Origin of the sequence: Novosphingobium sp. KACC 22771 (assembly GCF_028736195.1) — a bacterium.
GTDB lineage: Bacteria > Pseudomonadota > Alphaproteobacteria > Sphingomonadales > Sphingomonadaceae > Novosphingobium.
In genome coordinates this window covers 1,574,698-1,597,023 of record NZ_CP117881.1, presented here as the reverse complement: position 1 = coordinate 1,597,023, position 22,326 = coordinate 1,574,698, and the positions used below count along the sequence as shown (strand labels likewise).

Sequence of the window (22,326 nt, the reverse complement as noted above, 5' to 3'; positions counted from 1 at the left end):
TGGTGCGGACGAGAAGAGGTGGCATGACGCGCGAATTGATAACTTTCGAAGTGTCGCGGCAATTGTTCGGGCTGGACATTGCCGCGATCCGCGAAATCCGCGCATGGTCGCCGGTTGCGCGCTTTCCCGGCGCGCCGCCCTATATCGCGGGCATGTCCAATCTGCGCGGCAGCATCCTGCCCATCGTCGATCTGGGTGCCCGGCTGGGTTGGGGCACCACCCAGACCAGCGAGCGTCACGCCATCATCGTGGTGCAGATGGGCGCGCTGATGGCCGGATTGATCGTGGAAACGGTGTCCGATCTGGTCAATCTGGCCGAGGAATCGCTCCAACCGCCGCCCAGCCTGGCCGTGGCCGAAATGACCTCGTTCATCGACGGATTGGCCCCGGTCGGCGACCGGATGCTGCTGGTTCTCAATCTGGCCCAACTGGTTGGCCGCGACTGGTTGCGCAGCGAAGACTAGATCCGCGACTTATTGGCAGCCCCTACCTAAAGCTGGCTTGACGCCCACCGGCCTTGTGAACAAAATCGCGCCTGTTCAGCCCTATCAAGGTCGCGGCGCCGCCCCCAATGCCCTGGCCGAACCAGCAGAGGATCATCCATGCCCGCTCTCCGCCTCGACCGCCCTCGCCGCAGCGCGCTGTTCATGCCCGCCTCCAACCCCAAGGCGCTGGCCAAGGCGCGCGAAGTGGATGCCGATGTCATCATCCTCGATCTGGAGGATGCCGTGGCGCCCGATCAGAAAGAAGCCGCGCGCGAAGCGGCGGTGCGCGCGCTCTATACCGGCGGCTTTGGCCATCGCGAGGTGGCGGTGCGGGTCAACGGGCTGGACACCGAATGGGGGGCCGAGGATCTCGACGCGCTGGCTCGTGCGGGGGCCGATGCGCTGCTGGTCCCCAAGGTTTCCAGCCCGCAGGACGTTTTGCGATATCACGAAGCACTGACCGACGCGCCCTCGGATCTACAGCTCTGGACGATGATCGAGACCGCCGGGTCGGTCTTGCGGCTGGATGCGATCGCGTCTTTGGCGCGCCAGACAAGGCTGGCGCTGTGGGTGATCGGGCCGAATGATCTGGCCCGCGATCTGCACGCGCGGCCCGACGCCGCGCGCACTTTCCTGCAACCATTTCTATCGCTGGCCGTCGCGGCGGCGCGGGCGCATGGCCTGTCGATTTTGGACGGTGTTTGCAACGAATTCAAGGATATGGATATTTTCCGCAAGGAGGCGGCGCAGGGGCTGATGTTCGGTTTTGACGGCAAGACGCTGATCCACCCCGCCCAGATCGCCCCCTGCAATGAGGTGTTCAGCCCCTCGGCGGCCGAGCTGGAATGGGCCGGGCGGGTGATCGAGGCCTTTGCCTTGCCTGAACACGCGGACAAGGGGGCGATCAAGCTGGACGGGCGGATGGTTGAATTGCTCCATCGCGATCAGGCGCAAAGCCTGCTGGCCATGGCGCGGCGGATCGCCGCGCGCGGTTGAGGCGCATACCGGCACCTCTTCGCACCTGCGGCATCGAAAGCCTTCAATCGATTGACGAATCCCGGCAAATGCAACCTATGTATTAACACTTTTTCGGTAGAATCACTCGGTCTGGATCAACAAGAGTAGGCCTGCCGAGCGTGCCAATACCAAGACCGACCCATTGGCTGCTCAGCACGCGCGAGAATGTCTCGGCGCCGATCGCTGCTCAACTGGCCAATGGGCTGTTTGGATCGCTGCCGATTTTCATTGGCGGGGTGCTCAACAGCGCGGCGGTGGCGGCGGTGGCGGCGGTGCGGTTGAACACGGCGCCCTTTATTGGCTGGCTGGTGTTCGAGGCGTTGCTGGGTCTGGTGCGGATCGGCGTTGTCAAAAGCTCACAGACCGCAAGTCCTGAAAAGCTTGAAGATTTGCGCCATTTGGCCAGCCTGCTTTCCGTGGCATGGGCCGCCTCGCTCGGGGTCGGCACGCTGATGTGCCTGACCAGCGGCGATTGGGTGATGGCCACGATTGCCTGCCTGTCGACCGCGGCGATGGTTTGCGGCATTTGCCTGCGCAATTTCGGCACGCCGCGCCTGGCGGCCGTGATGACCTTTGCCGCGCTGGCGCCCTGCGCGGTGGGTGGATTGTTGACCGACGAGCCGTCGTTGCGCATCATCAGCCTGCAATTGCCGATCTTCATGACGACAATCTTCTCTGCCTCCTTCGGGCTGCACCGGATGCTGGTTTCGTGGATGACAACCACGGCGGAATTGAAACGCAGCAAGGCGCTTAACGAGACGATCCTGCAATCGAACCCTGATCTGACGCTGATCCTCGACGCGGATCATCAAATCATTTTCAGCAATCGCCTGCCCGAACAACTGGTCTGTCAAGCGGATCTGGTGGGCCGGGATTTCTTCTCGGTGCTGGAGGAAAAGGACCGCCCCGCCGCAGCCGCCGCTCTGGCCAGAGCCAAGCGCGGCGAATTGAACAGTTTCACCACCTGCTTTACCCGCCCGTCCGGCGAGAGGCTGTGGTTCGACACCGTGGTCAACGAAACCTCGGATGCTTCGGGCCGGTTCATCGTGGTGGCGCGCGACATTACGCGGCAAAAGCATTCCGAAGAGCGCGCGATCTGGATGGCGCATCACGATACGCTCACCGGCCTGCCCAATCGCGCGGTGCTTCAGGAAAGGCTGGATGCCGCCTTGATGATGGGCGAGCCGATGCGCGGTCGAGGCGAAGGCTTGTCCGGCCATGCGCTGTTGATCGTGGATGTCGATAATTTCAAGGCGATCAACGACACGTTGGGCCATGACGGGGGCGATGTGCTGCTGCGCGCGCTGGCGGCGCGGTTGCGCTCGGCGGTGGGCCAGGGCGATCTGGTGGCGCGCACAGGGGGCGATGAATTCGCGCTGATCGTGGCAGCAGGCGATGCCGAGGCGCTGCATCGCATCGCGGCGCGCATCTATGACGAATTGCGCGAACCCATCATCCACGGCGACCGGGTGATGGAATGCGGCGCCAGCATCGGGGCCAGTTTCATCCTGCAGGACGGCCCCGACCGATCCGACGTCATGAAGGCGGCCGACATCGCGCTTTATGCTGCCAAGGCCGCAGGCAGGGCGCAGATGAAGATTTTTGAACCGGCCATGATGGACGAGGTCGAGCGCCATCAGGCCATGATCACCGCCGCCCGCTTTGCCTTGAAGCGCAAGACGATCGTGCCCCATTATCAGCCCAAGGTATGTCTGGGCGGCGAGGGGCGCCGCGAAGGGCGGATCGTGGGTTTTGAGGCCCTGCTGCGCTGGGGCGACCGCGATGGCCATATGCGCGGCCCCGATGCGATCAAGGCGGCCTTTAACGATCCGATACTGAGCGTGGCGATCAGCGATGACATGCTTGAGCGGATTTTGGACGATATCGAGGATTGGATGGCCGCAGGGGTGCCCTTCGGCCATGTGGCGGTCAATGTGACCAGCGGCGATTTCCGGCCCGGCGGGATCGTTGAAACGGTGCTCGACCGGCTCAAGGCGCGCGACCTGCCGGCCACCTGCCTCCAGATCGAGGTGACCGAGGATGTGTTCCTGGACAAGGGGGCGCTCGATGTCGAACGCGCGCTCAAACGGTTGAGCCATCATGGACTGCGCATTGCGCTGGACGATTTCGGCACCGGCTATGCCTCGCTTTCGCATCTCACCCAGTTTCCGGTGGACCTGCTGAAAATCGACCGTTCGTTTATCGGCCAGATCACCGCCAAGGGCGATGCGGAGGCGATCTCCTCGATTGTCATCAATCTGGGCCACTGCCTTGGGCTGGAGGTCATTGCCGAAGGCGTCGAGACGCTGGCCCAGCAGGAGCATCTGATCGCGCTGGGTTGCGACACGGGGCAAGGCTATCTCTACGCCCGCGCTATGCCCGCCGCCGACGTGCCCGCCTATGTGCGCGAGCATGAAGCGGAACGTTCCCGGCTGCGCCTGCGTCAGGCCTGATCTCGGCTCTCGCCCACCACCTGCCAGATGGCGATAAACAGCGCGGCGATCACCGGCCCCATGACAAAACCGTTGAAGCCCATCAGTTCAAACCCGCCCAGCGTGGTGATCAGCACCACATAATCGGGCACCCGCGTATCGCGCCCGACCAAAATCGGGCGTACCAGATTGTCGACGCTGCTGATGACAAAGAACCCCAGCGCGCCCAGCGCCGCGCCTTGCCATACCGATCCCGTGGCCAGCAGATAGACCGACACCGGCACCCAGACGAGCCCCGTGCCGATTGAGGGGAACAGGGAAAACACCCCCATCGCCACGCCCCACAGCAAGGCTCCGGGCAGACCGAGCACCCAAAAACTGAGGCCCCCGATGGTGCCCTGCAGGATGGCGACGATCAGGCTGCCCTTGATGGTAGCGCGCACCGCCTGAAGGAATTTTTCGAACAACAGGTCGGTCATTGACCGCTCCAGCGGCACCGAGCGCGCAATCTTTTCGCCCAGCGCCCGCCCATCGCGCAGCAGGAAATAGGCCAGATAGAGCATCACCCCCAATTGCAGGAACAGGCCCAGCGTGCTTTGCCCCAATTGCAGCAATTGCGGCCCGACATTGCGCAGCAGATCGCCCATCGCCCGGCCCAGCCATCCGCGCAGGTCGTCCAGACTGGCCAGCCCCGCCACGCCCAATTGCCCCTGAAGCCATTGCGGCATCCGCGTCTGTAATCCCGCCAGAAAACGCAAGGGGTCGATCTTGCCCGATTCGACGCTGGCATAGAGCACCCCGCCCTGCTCTATCAGCGCCGCGCCCAAGGCCAGCGCCGGCAGCACCACCACCGCCACCACGACCAGCAACACCAACGCCGCGCTGCGATCCGGATGGCCCGGCATAGCGCGCAGCAGCCGTTGATAGAGCGGATCGAACAGCACCGCGACGATCACCGCCCACAGCACCGCGCCCCAGAAAGGCACCACCAGCCAGCCAAAAGCCAGCGAAATAGCCACCACCAGCCCTAACAGAAACATGCGCGCCGGTTGCATCTGGCGGTTCTCCCGATTGTTCATGGCCTTATGCATAGCCCCCCGAGCGCGCAGGGCAACAGGCCGAGCGGCATTTAGCCACACTTGGGGGGGCAACAGATTTCCTTGAATGTCTATTCCAATGATTGAGATTAGAAGCGAGTCAACTCTACTCAATTGATAGAAATTAATAGGAACGACAACAGGGGGGACATTCGCATGCGGCCCGCGCCCGGCACAGACCGGCGCAAGCCCATGCGCATTCCCGATCATCATCGCGTGAACGCGCCCGCCGCGTTGCAAAGATAAAGGATCGAGTATGAAACTGCGCCAGATTTTCCTTGCCAGCGTGGCCAGCACCGGACTTTTCGCCAGCCCGGCCTATGCCGCCAACGATGCGCCCGCCGAAGCGGCGGATCAGGTTCAGGCCGAAGCCCCCGGCGACATCGTCGTCACCGCGCGCCACCGCAGCGAATCGGCCCAAAGCGTGCCGCTGGCCATCTCGGTGCTGGGCGGGCTGACGCTGGAGCGGACGGGCGCGTTCAACGTCAACCGCCTGCAGCAGTTGGCCCCCACCTTGCAGTTCTATTCGTCCAACCCGCGCAATTCGGCGGCCAACCTGCGCGGCCTTGGCGCACCCTTTGGCCTGACCAACGACGGCATCGAACAGGGTGTGGGCATCTATGTCGATGACGTCTATTTCAGCCGCGCGGCGGCCAGCACGTTCGACTTCCTCGATGCGGGCCAGATCGAAGTGCTGCGCGGGCCGCAGGGCACGCTGTATGGCAAGAACACCACCGCCGGCGCGATCAACATCACCAGCCGCGCGCCCACGTTCAACTTTGAAAGCCGGGGCGAAGTCTCCGTCGGCAATTACGGCTATCGCCAGTTGAAACTGGCCGTATCGGGGCCTTTGTCGGAAAACGTAGCGGCGCGCATCGCGGTATCGTCAACGGGGCGCAACGGCACGATCTATAACACCACCAGCAAGAGCTGGGTGCAGTCGCAGGACAATCTGGGCCTGCGCGGGCAGATCCTGTGGCGCCCCTCGGCCACGGTGGATGTCACGCTGGCCGCCGATTACAACGAGCAGAACCCCTCGTGCTGCGCTACCGTCTATTATGGCTATGGCAGCACCCAGCGCGCCGCCCCCCGGCAGTTCCCCCAGCTTGCCGCGCTGCTGAACTATACGCCCGCCAGCACCAATCCCTATGCCCGCGTAACCGATCTCGACAGCGAATTGCGCGCGACCAACCGCATCGGCGGCGCCTCGCTCAAGGTCAAGGCGCAGGTCGGCCCCGGAATCTTCACCAGCATCACCGCATGGCGTTTCTGGGACTGGAACCCGTCGAATGACCGCGACTACACCGGCCTGCCGATCACCACGCTGAGCCAGAACCCGACCAAGCAGGAACAATATACGCAGGAGTTCCGCTACAGCCTCTCGACCAGCAAATTTGACTGGAACATCGGCCTGTTCGCCTTCAATCAGGCGGTCCACACCACCGGCACCCAGCAGCAGGGCAGCGCGGCGAGCCGCTTCCTGCTCTCGTCCACCCAGATCAACGCGATCTGCCCCACCGGCTCCTCGGCCACCTGCGTGCCGGATATCCTCAACGGCCTGACCGCCAAGAATGACATCCGCCTCAACAACACCAGCCTGGCCGCCTTCAGCCAGTTGAGCTGGAAGGTGACGGATCGTTTCACCATCCAGCCGGGCGTGCGCCTGAATTATGACCAGAAGAAGGGCTGGTACAATTCGGTCGTGAACAATTCGGCCGGTACGCAGATTTTCCCCTCCTCGGGCACGGGCGCCAATTCGCTGCTGGGCGCGCAGGCGGGCGTGCTTTCGTCCCAGCAATTCCCGGCCCGCTATTCGGCGTGGAATTTCAGCTATGACCTAACGCTGTCCTATGCGCTGGCCCGCGATGTGCGCGCCTATGCCACCTATGCCAAGACGTTCAAGTCGGGCGGGGTCAACCTGAACGGCGTGCCCTCGGACGCCAATGGCCAGCCGATTCTGGCCGCCGCCACGGTCAAGCCCGAAACGGTCAACCATTTCGAACTGGGCTTCAAGAGCCAGTGGCTGGACCGCAAGGTGACGGTCAATCTGGCCGCGTTCCGCACCACGATCGACAATTTCCAGGCGCAGGTGACCAATGGCGCGCTGGGCGTGCTGCGCGGCTATCTGGCCAATGCCGAACAGGTGCGCACGCAGGGCCTTGAAGGCGATTTCTCGGTGCGGCCCAGCGACCGCTTCAGCGCCTATGTCAACGCCGCGCTGACCGATGCGAAATATACCAAATTCACCACGGCCCCCTGCCCGCCTGAACTGTCGGGCGGCACCACCACCACCGGCACGCCGGGCGCCGCGGGCGTTCCGGGGGCGTTCAGCCCGGCATCCTGCGACATTTCGGGCCAACGCCTGCCGGGCGTGTCGAAATATGCGCTGAGCTGGGGCGGCGAATATAACGTTCCGGCCAAGCTGTTCGGCAAGGATGGCGAGGTCTATGTCGGCTATGACGCCTCCTATCGCTCAAGCTGGTCGTCCAACGCCTCGGCCTCGATCTACACCTGGGTAAAGGGCTATTCACTGCACAATTTCCGCGCCGGCTGGCGTCAGGATCGCGGGCTGGACATCTATGGCTGGGTCCGCAACGCAACCGGCACCAATTATGTCGAAATGCTGACCGTGGCCAGCGGCAACACCGGCCTGATCGCTGCCAACCTTGGCGATCCGCGCACCTATGGCGCGACGGTGAAGTTCGAGTTCTGATGTCTTGAAGGGTTTGCCGCGCTATTTTTGCCCAGCTTTGGATGGGCCGGAATGGCGCGGCAGATCAACCGCTGAAAAAATCAGACATAGCGCGGTCCTCTTTCGGAACAATTCGCGCATAACGATCATGGTTAACCGACTCCACCGCTGCGGCATCCCATGCCATAGCCATCCCTGCGGCCCCATTCAGGCCAGACCCAAGGGATCGATATGTGGAAGCAATCCATCTTTTCAAAGACTTTCCACCGCTATCTCTGCGCCGGTTCGCAAAGCACCGCGCCCGATGAGGTCATCGCCCCCATCCTGCTCGCTCTGGCGCGCGAGGGCAGCCTGTTTATCGCATGCGGCGAACAGCAGCGCACCATCATCGACACGCCCGAAGCCGATCATGACACTCATCTCCTCAATGCGATGATGGCGGGCTGTATCTGCCCCGCCTGTCAGCGCGGCGAGACGGCACGGTGCAGCGCCCGCTAGAGATAGCGTCTTTCATAGCGATGGCCCAATTGGGTCAGGATTTCATAAGCAATCGTGCCCGCCTCCTGCGCTACGTCCTCAATCTGGCAATGTGGCCCGATGATTTCGACCAGATCACCCTCCGTCAACGCCCCTTCGGAGAGCGCAGAAGCATCGACCACCGTCACATCCATCGACACCCGGCCAACGATGGGCAGGAGCGCCCCTTGCGCCCAAACCGCGCCGCGCCCCGACAGGCTGCGCGGGAAACCGTCGGCATAGCCGATCGAGAGCAGCGCCAGCCGCGTTTCCCCCGGCGCCTGCCATGTCTGGCCATAGCCCACGCCGGTCCCGGCGGCCACGGTACGGGTTTGCAAAACACGCGCCGCCAGTCCCACCACCGGGCGAAACGGCACGCCGCGCCCATCGGCAGGTTCCGCGCCATAGAGGCACAGCCCGGCGCGCACCATATCGCCATGATAGGCCGCGCCCAATTGCACCCCGCCCGAATTGGCAAAACAGCGCGCCACGCCGGGAAACAGTGCTGATGCCGCCGCAAACCGCGCCAATTGGTCGGCGTTTTCGGCCCTGTCCGGCTCATCCGCACAGGCCAGATGGCTGATCAGCGCCAGCAAAGGCACACCCGCGCGAAAATCCGCATCCCCCGCCAGCGCCGCCGCTTCGGCCATATCGAGCCCATGACGCGCCATGCCGGTGTCGACCTGAAGCATGGCCGGGCGGGCAAAGGGTTGCCAGCGCCGTGCTTGGGCCACACTGTTCAAAACCGGCGTGATCCCCGCCTCGGCGGCAAAAGGCTCGCCGCCAGGATGCAGCCCGTTGAGCACCGCCAGCACCGCGTCATCAGGCACCAAGGGGCGGATCGCCAAAGCCTCGACCAGATTGGCCACAAAAAACGCCCGGCATCCCGCCGCCGCCAGCGCCGGCACCACCCGCCCCGCGCCCAGCCCATAGGCATCGGCCTTGACCACGGCGGCGGCCTGCGCGGGCGCAACATCACGCGCCACGCGGCGCCAATTGTCCACCAACGCGTCAAGATCGATTGTCAAAACCCCCGGCGCGGGGGCCATTTGCGCCAGCACTTGCCCGTCACTCCATTTTCAAGCGCCCTGCTGAACCACAGGGAACCAAAGCGCAACCGGGTTTGTTGATATGGCCCGCAATTCCATATTGCAGCGCACAAACCTTTCGCGCACACTCGCGTTCATGATCACAGCTGGCCTGCACCACCTCACCCGCTATCGCTACAGCAAACCGATCCGTTTGGGGCCGCAGGTGATCCGCCTTCGCCCCGCGCCGCACAGCCGAACACTGGTTCCCAATTACTCGCTGAAAATCAGCCCGGAAAACCACTTCCTCAATTGGCAGCAGGACCCGCATGGCAACTGGCTGGCGCGGTTGGTGTTTCCCGATCCGGTCGATCATTTCAGCATCGAGGTCGATCTGCTGGCCGATATGGTGGTGATCAACCCCTTTGACTTCTTCGTTGAGGAATATGCCGAGGAACGCCCGTTCGAATACGACGCGGCGCTCAAGGAAGATCTGGCCGCCTATTTCGATGTCGAGCCCCAGGGTGCGCTGTTCGAAAAGCTGTATGAGCGTTTTGCCGATGTAAAGCAGCGCACGGTCGATTTCCTCGTCGATGTGAACATGGCCGTTTATCAGGCGGTCAATTATGTGATCCGCATGGAGGCCGGGGTTCAGGAACCGGAGGAAACGCTCAAGATCGGATCGGGATCGTGCCGCGATTCGGCGTGGTTGCTGGTCAATCTGCTGCGGCGGCTGGGTTTTGCCGCGCGTTTCGTCTCCGGCTATTCGATCCAGATGACGCCTGATGTGATCCCGGTCGAGGGGCCCAAGGGCGTTTCGCAGGATGTCTGCGATCTGCACGCATGGGCCGAGGCCTATGTGCCGGGCGCGGGCTGGATCGCGATGGATGCCACCAGTGGCATGTTGGCGGGCGAAGGGCATATCCCGCTCTGCGCCACGCCGCATTATCGCAGCGCGGCGCCGATTTCCGGCCTTGCCGAACCGGCCGAAGTCGATTTCCATTTCGAAATGAGCGTCCACCGCATCCATGAAGCGGTGCGCATCACCAAGCCCTTTACCGATGAGCGCTGGGAGGCCGTACTGGCGCTGGGCGACAAGGTGGATGAGGACATCGCCGCGCAGGACATGCGCATGACGATCGGGGGCGAGCCGACCTTTATTGCCGACGGCGATTTCGAGGCCCCCGAATGGAACAGCGACGCCGTCGGCCCCACCAAGGCCGCCTATGCCGACCGCCTGATCCGCCGCCTGCGCGATGAATTCGCCCCCGGTTCGCTGCTGCATCATGGGCAGGGCAAATGGTATCCGGGCGAAAGCCTGCCGCGCTGGGGCTATTCGATCTATTGGCGCAAGGATGGCATGCCGGTGTGGCGCGATGCGGCGCTGATCGCGGGCGAAACCTTGCCGCGTGAGGCGCCCCCGCCCGATATGGCGCCGCAAAGCGCGGAACAGGTGATGCGCGGCATTGCCGCGACCCTGGGCGTGGATGAGGAATTTGTTCAGCCGGTCTATGAAGACGCGGTGGACTGGATCATGCGCGAGGCGCAACTGCCCGATAATGTCGCGCCCGATGCACCGGAGCTGGAAAATCCCGAAGAACGCGCGCGTTATATGCGTACGTTCCAGCGTGGCCTGAACAAGCCGGTGGGCTATGTCCTGCCGATCCAGCGCTGGTGGCAGGCGGCACATCAGCCGATCCGGCGCTGGCGGTCGGAAAAGTGGCGGTTGCGGCGCGGGGCGCTTTATGCGGTGCCGGGTGATGCGGCGCTGGGCTATCGCCTGCCGCTTTCCTCGCTGCCTCATGTGGTGGCGTCGGACTATCCTTTCATCAATCCGCAGGACACCGCCGCCCCGCTCGCGCCCTTGCCCGATTTCTATGGCCTTGCCGCCGAGCGCGAAGCCGCCGCGCGGACACAGGGCGCGTTTCAGCGCGTATCGGATGCCTCGCCCCAGGACGCCGGCAACACCTATGTCGAACAGGTGGCCATCGAGGGCGTGGTGCGCACAGCGATTACGGTCGAGGCGCGGCGCGATCACCTTTGCGTCTTCATCCCCCCGGTCGAAACGCTGGAGGATTACCTCGACCTCATCGCTTCGGTGGAGCGCGTGGCCCAGGAAAGCGGCCTGCCGGTAAGGATCGAGGGCTATCCCCCGCCCGCCGATCCGCGCCTGATGGTGCTGAAGGTCACGCCCGATCCCGGCGTGATCGAGGTGAATATTCAGCCTTCCGCCTCATGGCGCGAATCGGTGCGCATCACCGAAACGCTCTATGATGTCGCGCGCGAGGTCGGGCTGACGGCGGACCGCTTCATGGTTGATGGCCGCGCGGTGGGCACGGGCGGGGGCAACCATATCGTGCTGGGCGGGCCGAGCCTGCTCGACAGCCCCTTCATCCGCCGCCCCGATCTGCTCAAGAGCTTCGTCACCTATTGGCAGCGGCACCCCTCGCTCTCCTATCTGTTCTCGGGCCTGTGCATCGGCCCGACCAGTCAGGCGCCGCGCATCGACGAGGCGCGCCATGATGGGCTGTATGAGCTGGAAATCGCGCTGGCGCAGGTGCCGGGGCCGGATCAGCCGCAGCCCTTGGCATGGGTGGTCGACCGCCTGTTCCGCAATCTGCTGGTCGATGTGACGGGCAACACCCATCGCACCGAAATCTGCATCGACAAGCTGTTCAGCCCCGATGGCCCCACCGGCCGCCTGGGTCTGGTCGAATTTCGCGGTTTCGAGATGCCGCCAGATGCGCGCATGAGCCTTGCCCAGCAATTGCTGATCCGCGCGCTGGCCGCATGGTTCTGGCGAGAACCGCAGGGCGGGCCGCTGGTACGCTGGGGCACGCAGTTGCACGACCGCTTTATGATGGGCCATTTCGTGTGGGCCGATTTCCTGGATGTGCTGTCGGATCTGCGCCGTGCGGGCTATGATTTCGACCCCGTGTGGTTTGAGGCCCAGCGCCAATTCCGCTTTCCCATCCACGGCACGACCGAGGGCGGCGGGGTGCAACTGGAAATCGCCCATGCGCTCGAACCTTGGAACGTGCTGGGTGAAACCGGGGCGATCGGCGGGACGGTGCGCTTTGTCGACAGTTCGACCGAGCGTTTGCAGGTGCGCGCCACCGGCCTTGTTGCCGGGCGCCATATCATTACGTGCAACGGCCGCCGCATCCCGATGAACCCCACCGGCACGCCGGGCGAAGGCGTGGGGGCGGTGCGCTACAAGGCGTGGTGGCCGGCCAATTGCCTGCATCCGATGCTGCCGCCCCATGCGCCGCTGACCTTCGACATCTATGACACATGGAACCATCGCAGCCTTGGCGGCGCGGTCTATGAGGTCGCGCATCCGGGCGGGCGCAATTACGATACGGTGCCGGTCAATGCATTCGAGGCCGAGGGACGGCGCAAGGCGCGCTTTTCCGACATCGGCCATACGCCGGGGTTTCAACCTGCGCCCGCGCAGGAATGGCCCGGCGAATTCCCGATGACGCTCGACCTGCGCCGCCCCGGCTGGCTGGGATAATTTGGCCACCCGCGCGCCCAGCAAGGCCCAGCCGGTGGATTGGCTGAAGGACTATCCGGTCGACGTGGATGCGGGCGACCTGTTTCGCCATGCCCCGCCCGAGGTGGCGGCGAAATGGCGGATGATGGCGGGCGGGCTGCATACGCTGGCGCAGGATTCGGGCCTGTCGGCGCAGGAATTGCTGGCGCGCCAAATCGCCGACATGGGCATGAGCTTCCGCATGACCGGGGATGCGGAGGAGCGCAGTTGGCCGCTCACGCCGATGCCGCTGATCGTGGGCGCACAGGAATGGGCCAAGGTCGAGGCGGGGCTGGTGCAGCGGGCCCGCCTGCTCGAAGCGGTGGTGGGCGATATTTACGGGCCGCAGGATCTGGTGCGTGAAGGGCATCTGCCCGCCGCCGTGGTCGCGGGCAGCCGCTATTTCGCCCGCGCCATGAGCGGTGTTTTGCCGCGCCGGGGCCATTATATCCATGTCTATGCGGTCGATCTGGCGCGCGGGCCGCATGGGCAATGGCGCGTGCTGGGCGATCGGCTGCGGCTGGCCAATGGCGTGGGCTATGCGCTGGAAAACCGGCTGGCGCTGTCGCGCGGGACGGGGTCGCTGCTCTCGGACATCCATGCGCGGCGGCTGGCGGGCTTTTTTGGACAATTGCGTCAGGGCCTCTCCGCCGATTGCCCTCGCGAATCGCCGCGGATCGCCCTGCTGACGCCCGGGCGGTTCAACCAGTCCTATCCCGAGCAGGCCCATCTGGCGCGCTATCTGGGCTTTCCTCTGGTCGAGGGGCGCGATCTGACCGTCATCGACGGCAAGCTTTATGTCCGCACCATCGGCGGGCCAAAACGGGTCGATGCGCTGTGGCGCTGGATCGACACCAATTCGCTCGATCCGCTCAATTTCGATGCCCGCTCGACCATCGGCGTGCCCGATCTGGCCGATTGCTGGAGCGGGGGACAGGTCGCCATGGCCAACTGGCCCGGGGTCGAGGTGGTCGAGGCGCCCGCCTTTGCCGCCTTCCTGCCGCGCCTGTTCCAAACCCTGCTGGGCGAAGACCCGCTGCTGCCCAATGTCGCGACATGGTGGTGCGGGGGCGAGGCCGAGGCGGATCTGGTGCGCGCGCGGCTGGATGAATTGATGGTGGCCCCCGCCTTTGGCCAAAGGGTCGAAGGGTTGGCCATGGTGCAGCCCGCCCCCGGCGCGCAATTGTCGCCCAAGGCGCGCGCGGCATTTCTGGCCGCCATGGCGCGCCGCCCGATGGATTATTGCGCGCAGGAAATCATCCATCTGTCCACCACGCCCGCCTTGATCGAGGACGGGTTTGAGCCGCGCGCCTTTACGCTGCGCGCCTTTGTGGCGCGCGGGGCAGACGGCGAATGGGTGGTCATGCCGGGCGGCTTTGCCCGCCTCTCCTCCTCGGGCAAGATTGCCACCACGCTGATGGGCGAAGGCGATCTGTCCGCCGATGTCTGCGTGGTGGACGAGGCCGATGAGGAACGGTTCAGCCGCGTCACCCTGACCGGCGCGCCCGCGATCCGGCGCGATGGCGGGGTGCTGGCGGCGCAGGCGGCCGACAACCTGTTCTGGTTCGGCCGCTATGGCGAGCGGGCGGAAATGACGGTGCGCGTGATCCGCTCGATCCTGGGCGGCGGGATCGAAGTGGACGCGGGCGCCAGCGGCCATCCTGAAGTACGCGCGAGGCTGGTGGATCTGCTGGCCAACTGGGGGGCGCTGGCGCCCGGCCATGGCGCGCTTTCGCATGCCGAGGCATGCCGCGCCGCGCTGGTGGAACAGGACCTGCCGGGCGGGGTGGCTGCGCTGCTCAACACCCAGCGCAATGTCGGCCAATCGCTGCGCGACCGTTTCGCGCCCGATTTCTGGCGGATCGCCAGCCGCCCGTTGCCCACGCTCGATTCGCATCGCCCCGGCGTGCTGCTGCGCGTCGCGCGACAGTTGATCGAGCGGTTCGCCGCGCTCTCGGGCCTGGGCGCGGAGGATATGGTGCGCGGCCCCGCATGGCGTTTTCTCGACATGGGGCGGCGCATCGAGCGCGCTCTTTCGCTCTGCCGCATCGCGCGCCAATTGGAGGGCGCGGGCGAGGAGAGCGACCGGCTCAACACTTTGCTCGACATTTTCGACAGCCAGATCACCTATCGTTCGCGCTATCTGTCCGCACCGTTGCGCGATCCGGTCTATGACCTGCTGCTGCTCGACCCCGACAATCCCCGCAGCCTTGTCCATCAGGTGCAGGCGGTCGAGCGCCATATCGCCGCCCTGCCCTCGCTGCGCGAGGATGCCTTGCCCGAGGCGCCGCTGCGCGAGGTGCGCGCCGTGCTGAGCCCGCTGGTCAGCCTGACGGTCGATCAGTTTGATGCCATGCGCATGAGCGAGATCGAACTGCGGCTTCAGGCGCTCTCGGATTCGATTTCGGCACGCTATTTCCTGCAATTCGACACGGCGGTCGCGGGCCGCACGCCGCTGCAAGGCTGACCCTTTCATGCGCTATCGCATTCACCACACCACCAGCCTGCGCTATGACGGCGTGGTGCGTCTGGCGCGGCTCAACCTCCGGCTGAAACCGGCGGCATGGCCGGGGCAAAAGATGGCACAATTCGCGCTGAAACTCGATCCGCCCCCTGCCGAGATCGAGGAAGCGGACGGGCCATGGATTGTCCACCGTCATCGCGTGATCCTGCGCGAGGCACTCTCGAAACTGAGTATCGAAAGCCGTTTCGAGATCGAGGTGGACGCGCCGCCGCTCTCGCCTGACGATGCCGAGGCGCCCGATATTGCCAGCATCCGCGCCGCCGCTCTGGCCCTGCCCGATCTGTCGGCGATGGGCCCTGCCTCCTATCTGTTTGCCTCGCCGATGGCCCCGCCCTCGGCCGCGATTGCGCAATGGGCCGCGCCCTTTCTCGCCCCGGATAAAAGCGTGCTGGCCGCAGGACACGCGCTGATGAAGGCGATCCACGAGAGCTTTGCCTATGACGGCACCGCCACCAGCGTCACCACCACCGCGCAGGACGCCTTTGAGCAGAAACGCGGCGTGTGTCAGGATTTTGCCCATGTGATGATCGTGGCCGCGCGGGCGCATGGCATTCCCGCCGCCTATGTCAGCGGTTATCTGCGCACACTTCCCCCGCCGGGCCAACCGCGTCTGGTGGGGGCCGATGCGATGCATGCATGGGCCGCGCTGTGGTGCGGCGGGGAAATTGGCTGGGTGGGGTTTGATCCCACCAATGATGTGCTGGCGGGCACCGACCATATCTTTGTCGCGATGGGGCGCGATTATGCCGATATCGCCCCCATTGACGGGGTGTTTCTGGGCGGAGCGGGGCAAAATCTCGCTGTCTCCGTCGATGTCGAACCGGTGGAAGATTAATACGCGCGGCTTGACTTGCCCAATGGCGGGTCCAAGCTTGGCGTCATGGAGAGCATCCCCAGACGCGATCTGCTGACCGGCCTTGGCCTTGCCGGATTGCTGCTGCCCGAGGCGGTGGCCTATGCCGGGATGGCGGGGCTGGCGCCGGGTCGCGCGATCGCGGCGGCGGTGGCAGGCGCGCTGGCCTATGCGATGCTCGGGCGCAGCCGCTATGCGGTGATCGCGCCCACATCCTCTTCGGCGGCCATTCTGGGCGCGGCGCTGATCGGTCTTGCGTCAGAGGGCTTGGGCGACAAGGGCGCTGCGGCCACCGCGCTGGTGGTGCTGACGGGAGTGATCTTTGTCGCGCTGGGGGCGTTCCGGCTGGGCAGTCTGGCCGGGTTTATCTCGCGGCCGGTGCTGCGCGGGTTTGCGCTGGGGCTGGCGATCACGATCATGGCGCGTCAATTGCCGCATCTTCTGGGCATCAGCGTGCCGGGGGCGCCCATGTGGCGGCTGCTGGCCGAAATCATCATGGCCCTGCCCCGCACCAATTGGCCCAGCCTGCTGCTGGGGCTTGGGGCACTGGCGGCGCTGCTGGCGTTGCGGCGGGTGCCGCGTTGGCCGGGATCGCTGATGGTGATCGGGGGCGGGCTGCTGCTGGGCTGGTGGCTGAACCCGACCGCATGGGGCGTGGCGCTGGTGGGCGAAGTCGCGCTGACATGGCCCGATTTCGCGCTGCCACCCTTCGCGCTGTTGCCGCGACTGGCCCAGATTGCCGCACCGATCGCGCTGATCCTGTTTGCCGAGAGCTGGGGGACGATGCGCGGTCTGGCCCTGCAGAATGGCGACCGGCTCGATGCCAACCGTGAACTGAGCGCGCTGGGTCTGGCCAATCTGGCCGCAGGTCTGGCGCAGGGCATGCCGGTGGGCGCGGGCTTTTCGGCGGCCAATGCCAATGCCTCGGCGGGAGCGCAAAGCCGCTGGGCGGCGATTGTGGCGGCGCTGGCGCTGCTGGGCCTTGCGCTGTTTGCGGCGCCCGCCATCGGGCGGATTCCAGAGCCCATTCTGGCCGCCGTAGTGATCGCCGCGCTGACCCACGCGCTGAACCCCGCTCCAATCCGGCGCCTGTTTACGATCCGGCGCGATGGTGCGGTAGCCGTAGCCGCGGCGGTGGGCGTGCTGGGGCTGGGGGTGCTCAACGGGATGCTGGCGGCGATTGCCCTGTCCATTGCCATGCTGCTCTATGATCTGGCCCATCCCTCGGTCAGCGCGCTGGGCCAAGTGGGCGATGGCCATGATTTCGTGGATATCGCCCGCCATGACGATGCGCGCGCACCCGCCAATATCGCGCTGTTCCGCCCCAATGCGCCGCTGTTTTTCGCCAATGCGGAAAGCGTACTCAATACTATTGCGGCGCGAGCGGGGGCGTCGGGGGTGCCGGTGGTGGTCCTCAGTCTCGAGGAATCGAACGATCTGGATGCCACCGCCATCGACGCGCTGGACGAATTCGTGCTGGACCGCGCCCAGCATGGCCAGCGCGTTTTGCTGGCCCGTGCGCATGACCGGGTGCGCGATGTGCTGATCGCGGCGGGCATGGCGCAACTGGCGCAGGATTCGACATTTTCGGTGGCCGATGCCGTGGCGCGGGCGGGGGCGTCATGGCAGGACAGCGCCGTGTGAGGCAAAGGAGAACTCCCCAATGGCCATGAACCACCCGGTCCAGCCGGTGCTCAATCCGGTCAGGCTGCGTGATCTGCGGCCGACGCAAATGACCGTTGGCATGGCCGAGGTGCGCGAAAAACAGCAGCATTGGCGCGAGCAGAAAGAGGCCGGGCAATGGCTGGGCCAGCATCTGATCCCGGTGGTGCATGGGCCGGGCGATACATGGTGGGTGATTGACCATCACCATCTGGCCCGCGCGCTGTATGAGGAAGGCGTCGAGCACGTGCTGGTCTCGGTCGAGGCGCGGCTGGGCCAATTGAGCAAAAAGCGCTTCTTTTCGGTGATGGACTATTACAACTGGCTGCACCCCTATGATGACAATGGCAAAAGGCATGACTGGGCCGATTTGCCACGCCATGTCGGGAAATTGGCCGATGACCCGTTCCGCTCGCTGGCGGGCGCGGTCCGGCGCGGGGGCGGCTATGCCAAGACAGCGACGCCTTATGCGGAGTTTTTATGGGCCGATTTCTTTCGCGACCATATAAAACGCGACAAATTGGAAGATAATTTCGCCGCCGCGCTGGCCAAAGCGCTGAAATTGGCCAATAGTCCCAAGGCGGCCTATTTACCGGGCTTTGCCGGGCCGGAAGGATGATAAAACGATGAAAGCGCTGCAAGCCTATTTCGCCCAGACCGGCGGGCCCGACGTGATCCGCTGGCACGAGGTCGACCTGCATGAACCCGGCCCCGGCGAAATCCGCGTGGTGCATGAGGCGGTGGGGCTGAATTTCATCGATACTTATTATCGCTCGGGCCTTTACCCTTGCCCCCTGCCCTCCGGTCTGGGCAGCGAGGCAGCAGGCGTCGTCGAGGCGGTGGGGCCGGATGTATCCGCCTTCAAGCCGGGCGACCGCGTGGCCACTTTTGGCCCGGCGCTGGGGGCCTATGCCACCGCGCGGATCACGACCGCCGCCGGGTGGTTCCGCATTCCCGACGGTATCAGCGCGCAAACGGCCGCCGCCGCCATGCTCAAGGGCTGTACGGCCGAATGTCTGGTTGAAAGGGCGGTGGCGCTCAAAGCAGGCGAATGGGCACTGGTCCATGCAGCAGCAGGTGGTGTGGGTCAGATCCTTGTGCAATGGCTCCATGCGCTGGGCGTGCGGGTGATCGGCGTTGTCGGGTCCGAAGCCAAGGCGGCAATGGCGCGTGAAGCGGGAGCGGAGTCCGTACTGCTGTCCGGCTCGCCCGATGTTGCGGCGCAGGTCCGCGAGGTGACCGGCGGCGTGGGCGTGGCGGCCAGTTTCGACGGCGTGGGCGCGGCCAGTTGGCCGGTATCGCTGGCCAGCGTCCGCCCGCGCGGCACCATCCTCTCGTTTGGCAATGCCAGCGGGCCGGTAACAGGCGTGGCACTGGGGGCGCTGGCCTCGGCAGGCTCGATCTACGTGACGCGGCCTCGCCTGTGGGACTATTACGCGACCGCCGCCGAGAGCGCAGCGGGCGTGGCGCGGCTGTTTGAAATGCTGGAAAGCGGGGCGGTTAAAGTGCCGGTGGGGCAGAGCTTTGCCCTGACCGATGCCGCCGAGGCCCACCGCGCGCTGGAAGGCCGCCAGACGGTGGGGGCGAGTGTGTTGCTGCCTTAGTTTGGGGTTTCGCCATTGCCTCCGGCGGGCAAAGGGACTTGTTCCTTTGCAACCCTGTTACTGGCCACGTTGCGTAACAGGTTCAATTCTGCGCAACGCCACCGCGCCGCAGGCCATTAAACCGCTTCACTGAAAAGAGTAACAAAGCCGATCAGGCACCACCCCATAACGGGATTGCAAAGGGCCCCCGCCCTTTGCCTGCCGGAGGCCCCATCTTACGCCTTTTGCGAACGCAACAACATAGCGCCAAAGCCCATAAACACCGTCCCCGTTACGCGGTTGAACCAGCGCTGGGCGGCGGGGCGGCGCAGCCATCCGGCCAGCCCTCGCCCACCCACGGCATAGGTGAAATAGCAGAAGGTTTCGATGACCGCGAAAGTGCTGATGAGGATGCCAAGCTGGATCGCCTTGGGCTGGGCCGGGTCGATGAATTGGGGCAAGAAGGCGGCGGCAAAGAGCAGCGCCTTGGGGTTCGAGATGGCGATGGTGAAGCCCCCGCGATAGACCGCCCAGCGCGACAGGCCGGGGCGTGCAAACTCGACCGCTTCCTCGCCCGCATCGGTGACGGGCGCGCGCCATGCCTTGATGCCCAGATAAACCAGATAGGCCGTGCCAACGAGGCGCAGCACCTCAAACGCGCCGGGGAGCGCAAAGAGCAACGCGGTCAGGCCCAGCGCGCTTGCCGTCATCATCACCACCAGCGCGCTCATGCACCCCGCCATCGCCGGAAACGAACCGCGCAGGCCCAGCTCAACGCTGCGGCTCATGATATGCAGCATGTTGGGGCCGGGCGAGGCGCTGATGAGGAACACCGTAACGCAATAGAGACCCCAAAGATGCAGGTTCATGCCAAAACTCCCAAAACTGCCACCGCGACGCCACCAAGACCGAGAGCACCGCCCAGCCACAGGAACAGGCGCGCCGCCATGATCTGGGACAAGGCCAGCAGCAAAATGCCCAGCAGCAGCAAGCTCTCGCCCAGACCAAGTTGACCGCTGCGCTCCGCCGCCGAGGATGCCTGCGCCCGCAGGCCCGCGATCCGCGTAGCGATGGCGTCAATGCCGGGTGCGCGCGGGGCGCCGGGCTGCGCGCTCAGCTTGCCCTGACGCAGCACCGCCGCCTCGCCCAGCGCGCCTGCACGCACATCGCCGTCCAGCCCGCCCTGATTGGCCTGCGCGATCAGCATCGTTTCACGCGCCTTCATCGCCTCGACCATGGTGGTGGCGTCGGCTGCCGCCAGCGCCGCCTGAATGCTTTCCCGCTGCGCCGAGAGCATGGCGATATGGATGATGCCCGAAAGCACCACGGCCAGCACGATCAAGGCAACGCTCAGCGGAGAGGATTTCGTCTCTGTCATATCGGTGACTTAGCCGCGTGGCGGAAAAAAGAAAGGGGGCCGTTATGGCCCCCTCCCCCTTGGTTCCGTTTGGCCCGATCAGGCCGCCGCGCGGCGCTCCTGCGCCTCGCTGTTCAATTCCTCAGCCAGCAGGAAGGCCAGCTCGATCGACTGCGCACCGTTGAGGCGCGGATCGCAATGCGTGTGATAACGATCGGCCAGCGTGGCATCGGTCACATCGATCAACCCGCCGGTGCATTCGGTCACATTCTTGCCGGTCATCTCGATATGGATGCCGCCCGCATGGGTGCCTTCGGCGCGGTGCACGGCGAAGAAGTCGCGCACTTCCTTGAGGATGCGGTCGAACGGACGGGTCTTGTAGCCGCTGTCCGACTTGACGACATTGCCGTGCATCGGATCGGACGACCACACTACCGGATGCCCCTCGGCCTTCACCGCGCGCACCAGAGCGGGCAGATGGGCCTCGACCTTGTCATGGCCGAAACGGGCGATCAGCGTGATACGGCCGGCCTCACGTGCCGGGTTCAACTGATCCAGCAGACGCAGCAGCAGTTCGGGCGCCAGCGAAGGCCCGCACTTGACACCAATCGGATTGCCCACGCCGCGCAGGAATTCGACATGCGCCGAATTGTCGAAGCGCGTGCGGTCCCCGATCCACAGCATATGCGCGGAGCAGTCATACCATTCGCCGGTCAGCGAATCCTGACGCGTCAGCGCCTGCTCATAAGGCAGCAGCAGCGCCTCATGGCTGGTGTAGAAATTGGTGCCCTGAAGCTGGGGCACGCTTTGCGGATCGACGCCACAGGCCGCCATGAAGTCCAGCGCCTCGCCGATCTTGTCGGCCATCGCGCTGAAACGCTCGCCCCAGGGGCTGTGATCGAGATGCTCGAGCGTCCACTTGTGCACCTGACGCAGGTTGGCATAACCGCCGCTGGCAAAGGCGCGCAGCAGGTTGAGCGTCGAGGCACTCTGGCCATAGGCCTGAAGCATGCGGTTCGGGTCATTGCGGCGCGATTCCGGGGTGAAATCGCTGCCGTTGATAATGTCGCCGAAATAGCTGGGCAGTTCCAGATCCCCCAGTTTCTCGGTCGGCGCGCTGCGCGGCTTGGCGAACTGGCCCGCGATGCGGCCCACTTTGACCACCGGCTGCTTGCTGGCAAAGGTCAGCACCACCGCCATCTGCAGCAGCACGCGGAACGTGTCGCGGATCGCGTTGGGGTGGAATTCGGCAAAGCTTTCCGCGCAATCGCCGCCCTGCAGCAGGAAGCCCTTGCCCGCCGACACCTTGGCCAGTTCAGCCTTGAGCGCGCGTGCCTCGCCTGCAAAAACCAGCGGGGGAAAGTTGGCCAGCGTCTGCTCCACCCGGCCGAGTTCTTCGGCGTCCTGATACACGGGAAGATGCCGCGCCTCGCGGGTCTTCCAGCTTTCCGGGGTCCAGTTGCTTGCCACTTTTCCTTACTCCACACGCCGCATCACGTTACGGCCTTGACGAAAAATGTACTGTTTAGTACATACCGCGAAACA

The 22,326-nt window shown here is 64.8% G+C and carries 16 protein-coding genes; 11 read left to right on the top strand and 5 right to left on the bottom strand.

Features of this window, described 5'->3' with window-relative positions:
• The first annotated feature begins 23 nt into the window (after nucleotides 1-23).
• The 3 genes from PQ467_RS07305 (at nucleotide 24) to PQ467_RS07295 (ending at nucleotide 3,955) form a co-directional block, all read left to right on the top strand.
• Entirely contained in the window at nucleotides 24-464 is a 441-nt protein-coding gene (locus PQ467_RS07305; RefSeq protein WP_274175842.1) for a chemotaxis protein CheW, read from the top strand.
• A gap of 138 nt (nucleotides 465-602) precedes the next feature.
• The gene (locus tag PQ467_RS07300) at nucleotides 603-1,481 is read left to right on the top strand and encodes an HpcH/HpaI aldolase/citrate lyase family protein (RefSeq protein WP_274175841.1); all 879 of its coding nucleotides are present in this window, start codon (nucleotides 603-605) and stop codon (nucleotides 1,479-1,481) included.
• A gap of 140 nt (nucleotides 1,482-1,621) precedes the next feature.
• The gene (locus PQ467_RS07295) at nucleotides 1,622-3,955 is read left to right on the top strand and encodes a putative bifunctional diguanylate cyclase/phosphodiesterase (protein ID WP_274175840.1); all 2,334 of its coding nucleotides are present in this window, start codon (nucleotides 1,622-1,624) and stop codon (nucleotides 3,953-3,955) included.
• Here PQ467_RS07295 and PQ467_RS07290 read toward each other — a convergent pair.
• Complete coding sequence (locus PQ467_RS07290; RefSeq protein ID WP_274175839.1) at nucleotides 3,946-5,013, bottom strand: AI-2E family transporter; 1,068 nt, start codon at nucleotides 5,011-5,013, stop codon at nucleotides 3,946-3,948. The genes PQ467_RS07295 and PQ467_RS07290 overlap by 10 nt on opposite strands.
• Nucleotides 5,014-5,287: 274 nt before the next feature.
• Between PQ467_RS07290 and PQ467_RS07285 the strand changes: the two genes are divergently transcribed.
• Together PQ467_RS07285 and PQ467_RS07280 are read left to right on the top strand one after the other, a co-directional pair.
• Entirely contained in the window at nucleotides 5,288-7,744 is a 2,457-nt protein-coding gene (locus PQ467_RS07285) for a TonB-dependent receptor (RefSeq protein ID WP_274175838.1), read from the top strand.
• 210 nt (nucleotides 7,745-7,954) lie between these two features.
• Nucleotides 7,955-8,221 carry a hypothetical protein gene (locus PQ467_RS07280; protein WP_274175837.1) on the top strand — a complete coding sequence of 89 codons (267 nt, stop codon included), beginning with the start codon at nucleotides 7,955-7,957 and terminating at the stop codon, nucleotides 8,219-8,221.
• Here PQ467_RS07280 and alr read toward each other — a convergent pair.
• The gene (gene alr, locus PQ467_RS07275) at nucleotides 8,218-9,300 is read right to left on the bottom strand and encodes an alanine racemase (RefSeq protein WP_274175836.1); all 1,083 of its coding nucleotides are present in this window, start codon (nucleotides 9,298-9,300) and stop codon (nucleotides 8,218-8,220) included. The two genes, PQ467_RS07280 and alr, sit on opposite strands and share 4 nt — an antisense overlap.
• A gap of 124 nt (nucleotides 9,301-9,424) precedes the next feature.
• Between alr and PQ467_RS07270 the strand changes: the two genes are divergently transcribed.
• Genes PQ467_RS07270 through PQ467_RS07245 form a run of 6 tightly spaced genes read left to right on the top strand, consistent with a single transcriptional unit; the run spans nucleotide 9,425 to nucleotide 19,445 of the window.
• On the top strand, nucleotides 9,425-12,784 hold the full coding sequence (locus tag PQ467_RS07270) for a transglutaminase family protein (protein WP_274175835.1): 3,360 nt from the start codon (nucleotides 9,425-9,427) through the stop codon (nucleotides 12,782-12,784).
• A 1-nt stretch (nucleotide 12,785) separates the two neighbouring features.
• Nucleotides 12,786-15,269 carry a circularly permuted type 2 ATP-grasp protein gene (locus PQ467_RS07265; protein ID WP_274175834.1) on the top strand — a complete coding sequence of 828 codons (2,484 nt, stop codon included), beginning with the start codon at nucleotides 12,786-12,788 and terminating at the stop codon, nucleotides 15,267-15,269.
• 7 nt (nucleotides 15,270-15,276) lie between these two features.
• A complete protein-coding gene (locus tag PQ467_RS07260; RefSeq protein WP_274175833.1) occupies nucleotides 15,277-16,161 on the top strand; it encodes a transglutaminase family protein in 885 nt (294 codons plus the stop codon).
• A 45-nt stretch (nucleotides 16,162-16,206) separates the two neighbouring features.
• Nucleotides 16,207-17,823: a SulP family inorganic anion transporter gene (locus PQ467_RS07255; RefSeq protein WP_274175832.1), complete on the top strand. Its 1,617-nt coding sequence runs from the start codon at nucleotides 16,207-16,209 to the stop codon at nucleotides 17,821-17,823.
• Between the two features lie 19 nt (nucleotides 17,824-17,842).
• Entirely contained in the window at nucleotides 17,843-18,460 is a 618-nt protein-coding gene (locus tag PQ467_RS07250) for a ParB-like protein (protein ID WP_274175831.1), read from the top strand.
• A gap of 7 nt (nucleotides 18,461-18,467) precedes the next feature.
• A complete protein-coding gene (locus PQ467_RS07245; protein ID WP_274175830.1) occupies nucleotides 18,468-19,445 on the top strand; it encodes a quinone oxidoreductase family protein in 978 nt (325 codons plus the stop codon).
• 215 nt (nucleotides 19,446-19,660) lie between these two features.
• Here PQ467_RS07245 and PQ467_RS07240 read toward each other — a convergent pair whose 3' ends face one another.
• The 3 genes from PQ467_RS07240 to PQ467_RS07230 all read right to left on the bottom strand — a co-directional run bounded on the left by PQ467_RS07240 (nucleotide 19,661) and on the right by PQ467_RS07230 (nucleotide 22,251).
• Nucleotides 19,661-20,293 carry a LysE family translocator gene (locus PQ467_RS07240; protein WP_274175829.1) on the bottom strand — a complete coding sequence of 211 codons (633 nt, stop codon included), beginning with the start codon at nucleotides 20,291-20,293 and terminating at the stop codon, nucleotides 19,661-19,663.
• Complete coding sequence (locus PQ467_RS07235) at nucleotides 20,290-20,802, bottom strand: DUF4337 family protein (protein ID WP_274175828.1); 513 nt, start codon at nucleotides 20,800-20,802, stop codon at nucleotides 20,290-20,292. The genes PQ467_RS07240 and PQ467_RS07235 overlap by 4 nt, the downstream gene beginning before the upstream one ends.
• A 78-nt stretch (nucleotides 20,803-20,880) precedes the next feature.
• On the bottom strand, nucleotides 20,881-22,251 hold the full coding sequence (locus PQ467_RS07230; RefSeq protein ID WP_274175827.1) for a class II 3-deoxy-7-phosphoheptulonate synthase: 1,371 nt from the start codon (nucleotides 22,249-22,251) through the stop codon (nucleotides 20,881-20,883).
• Nucleotides 22,252-22,326 lie beyond the last annotated feature (75 nt).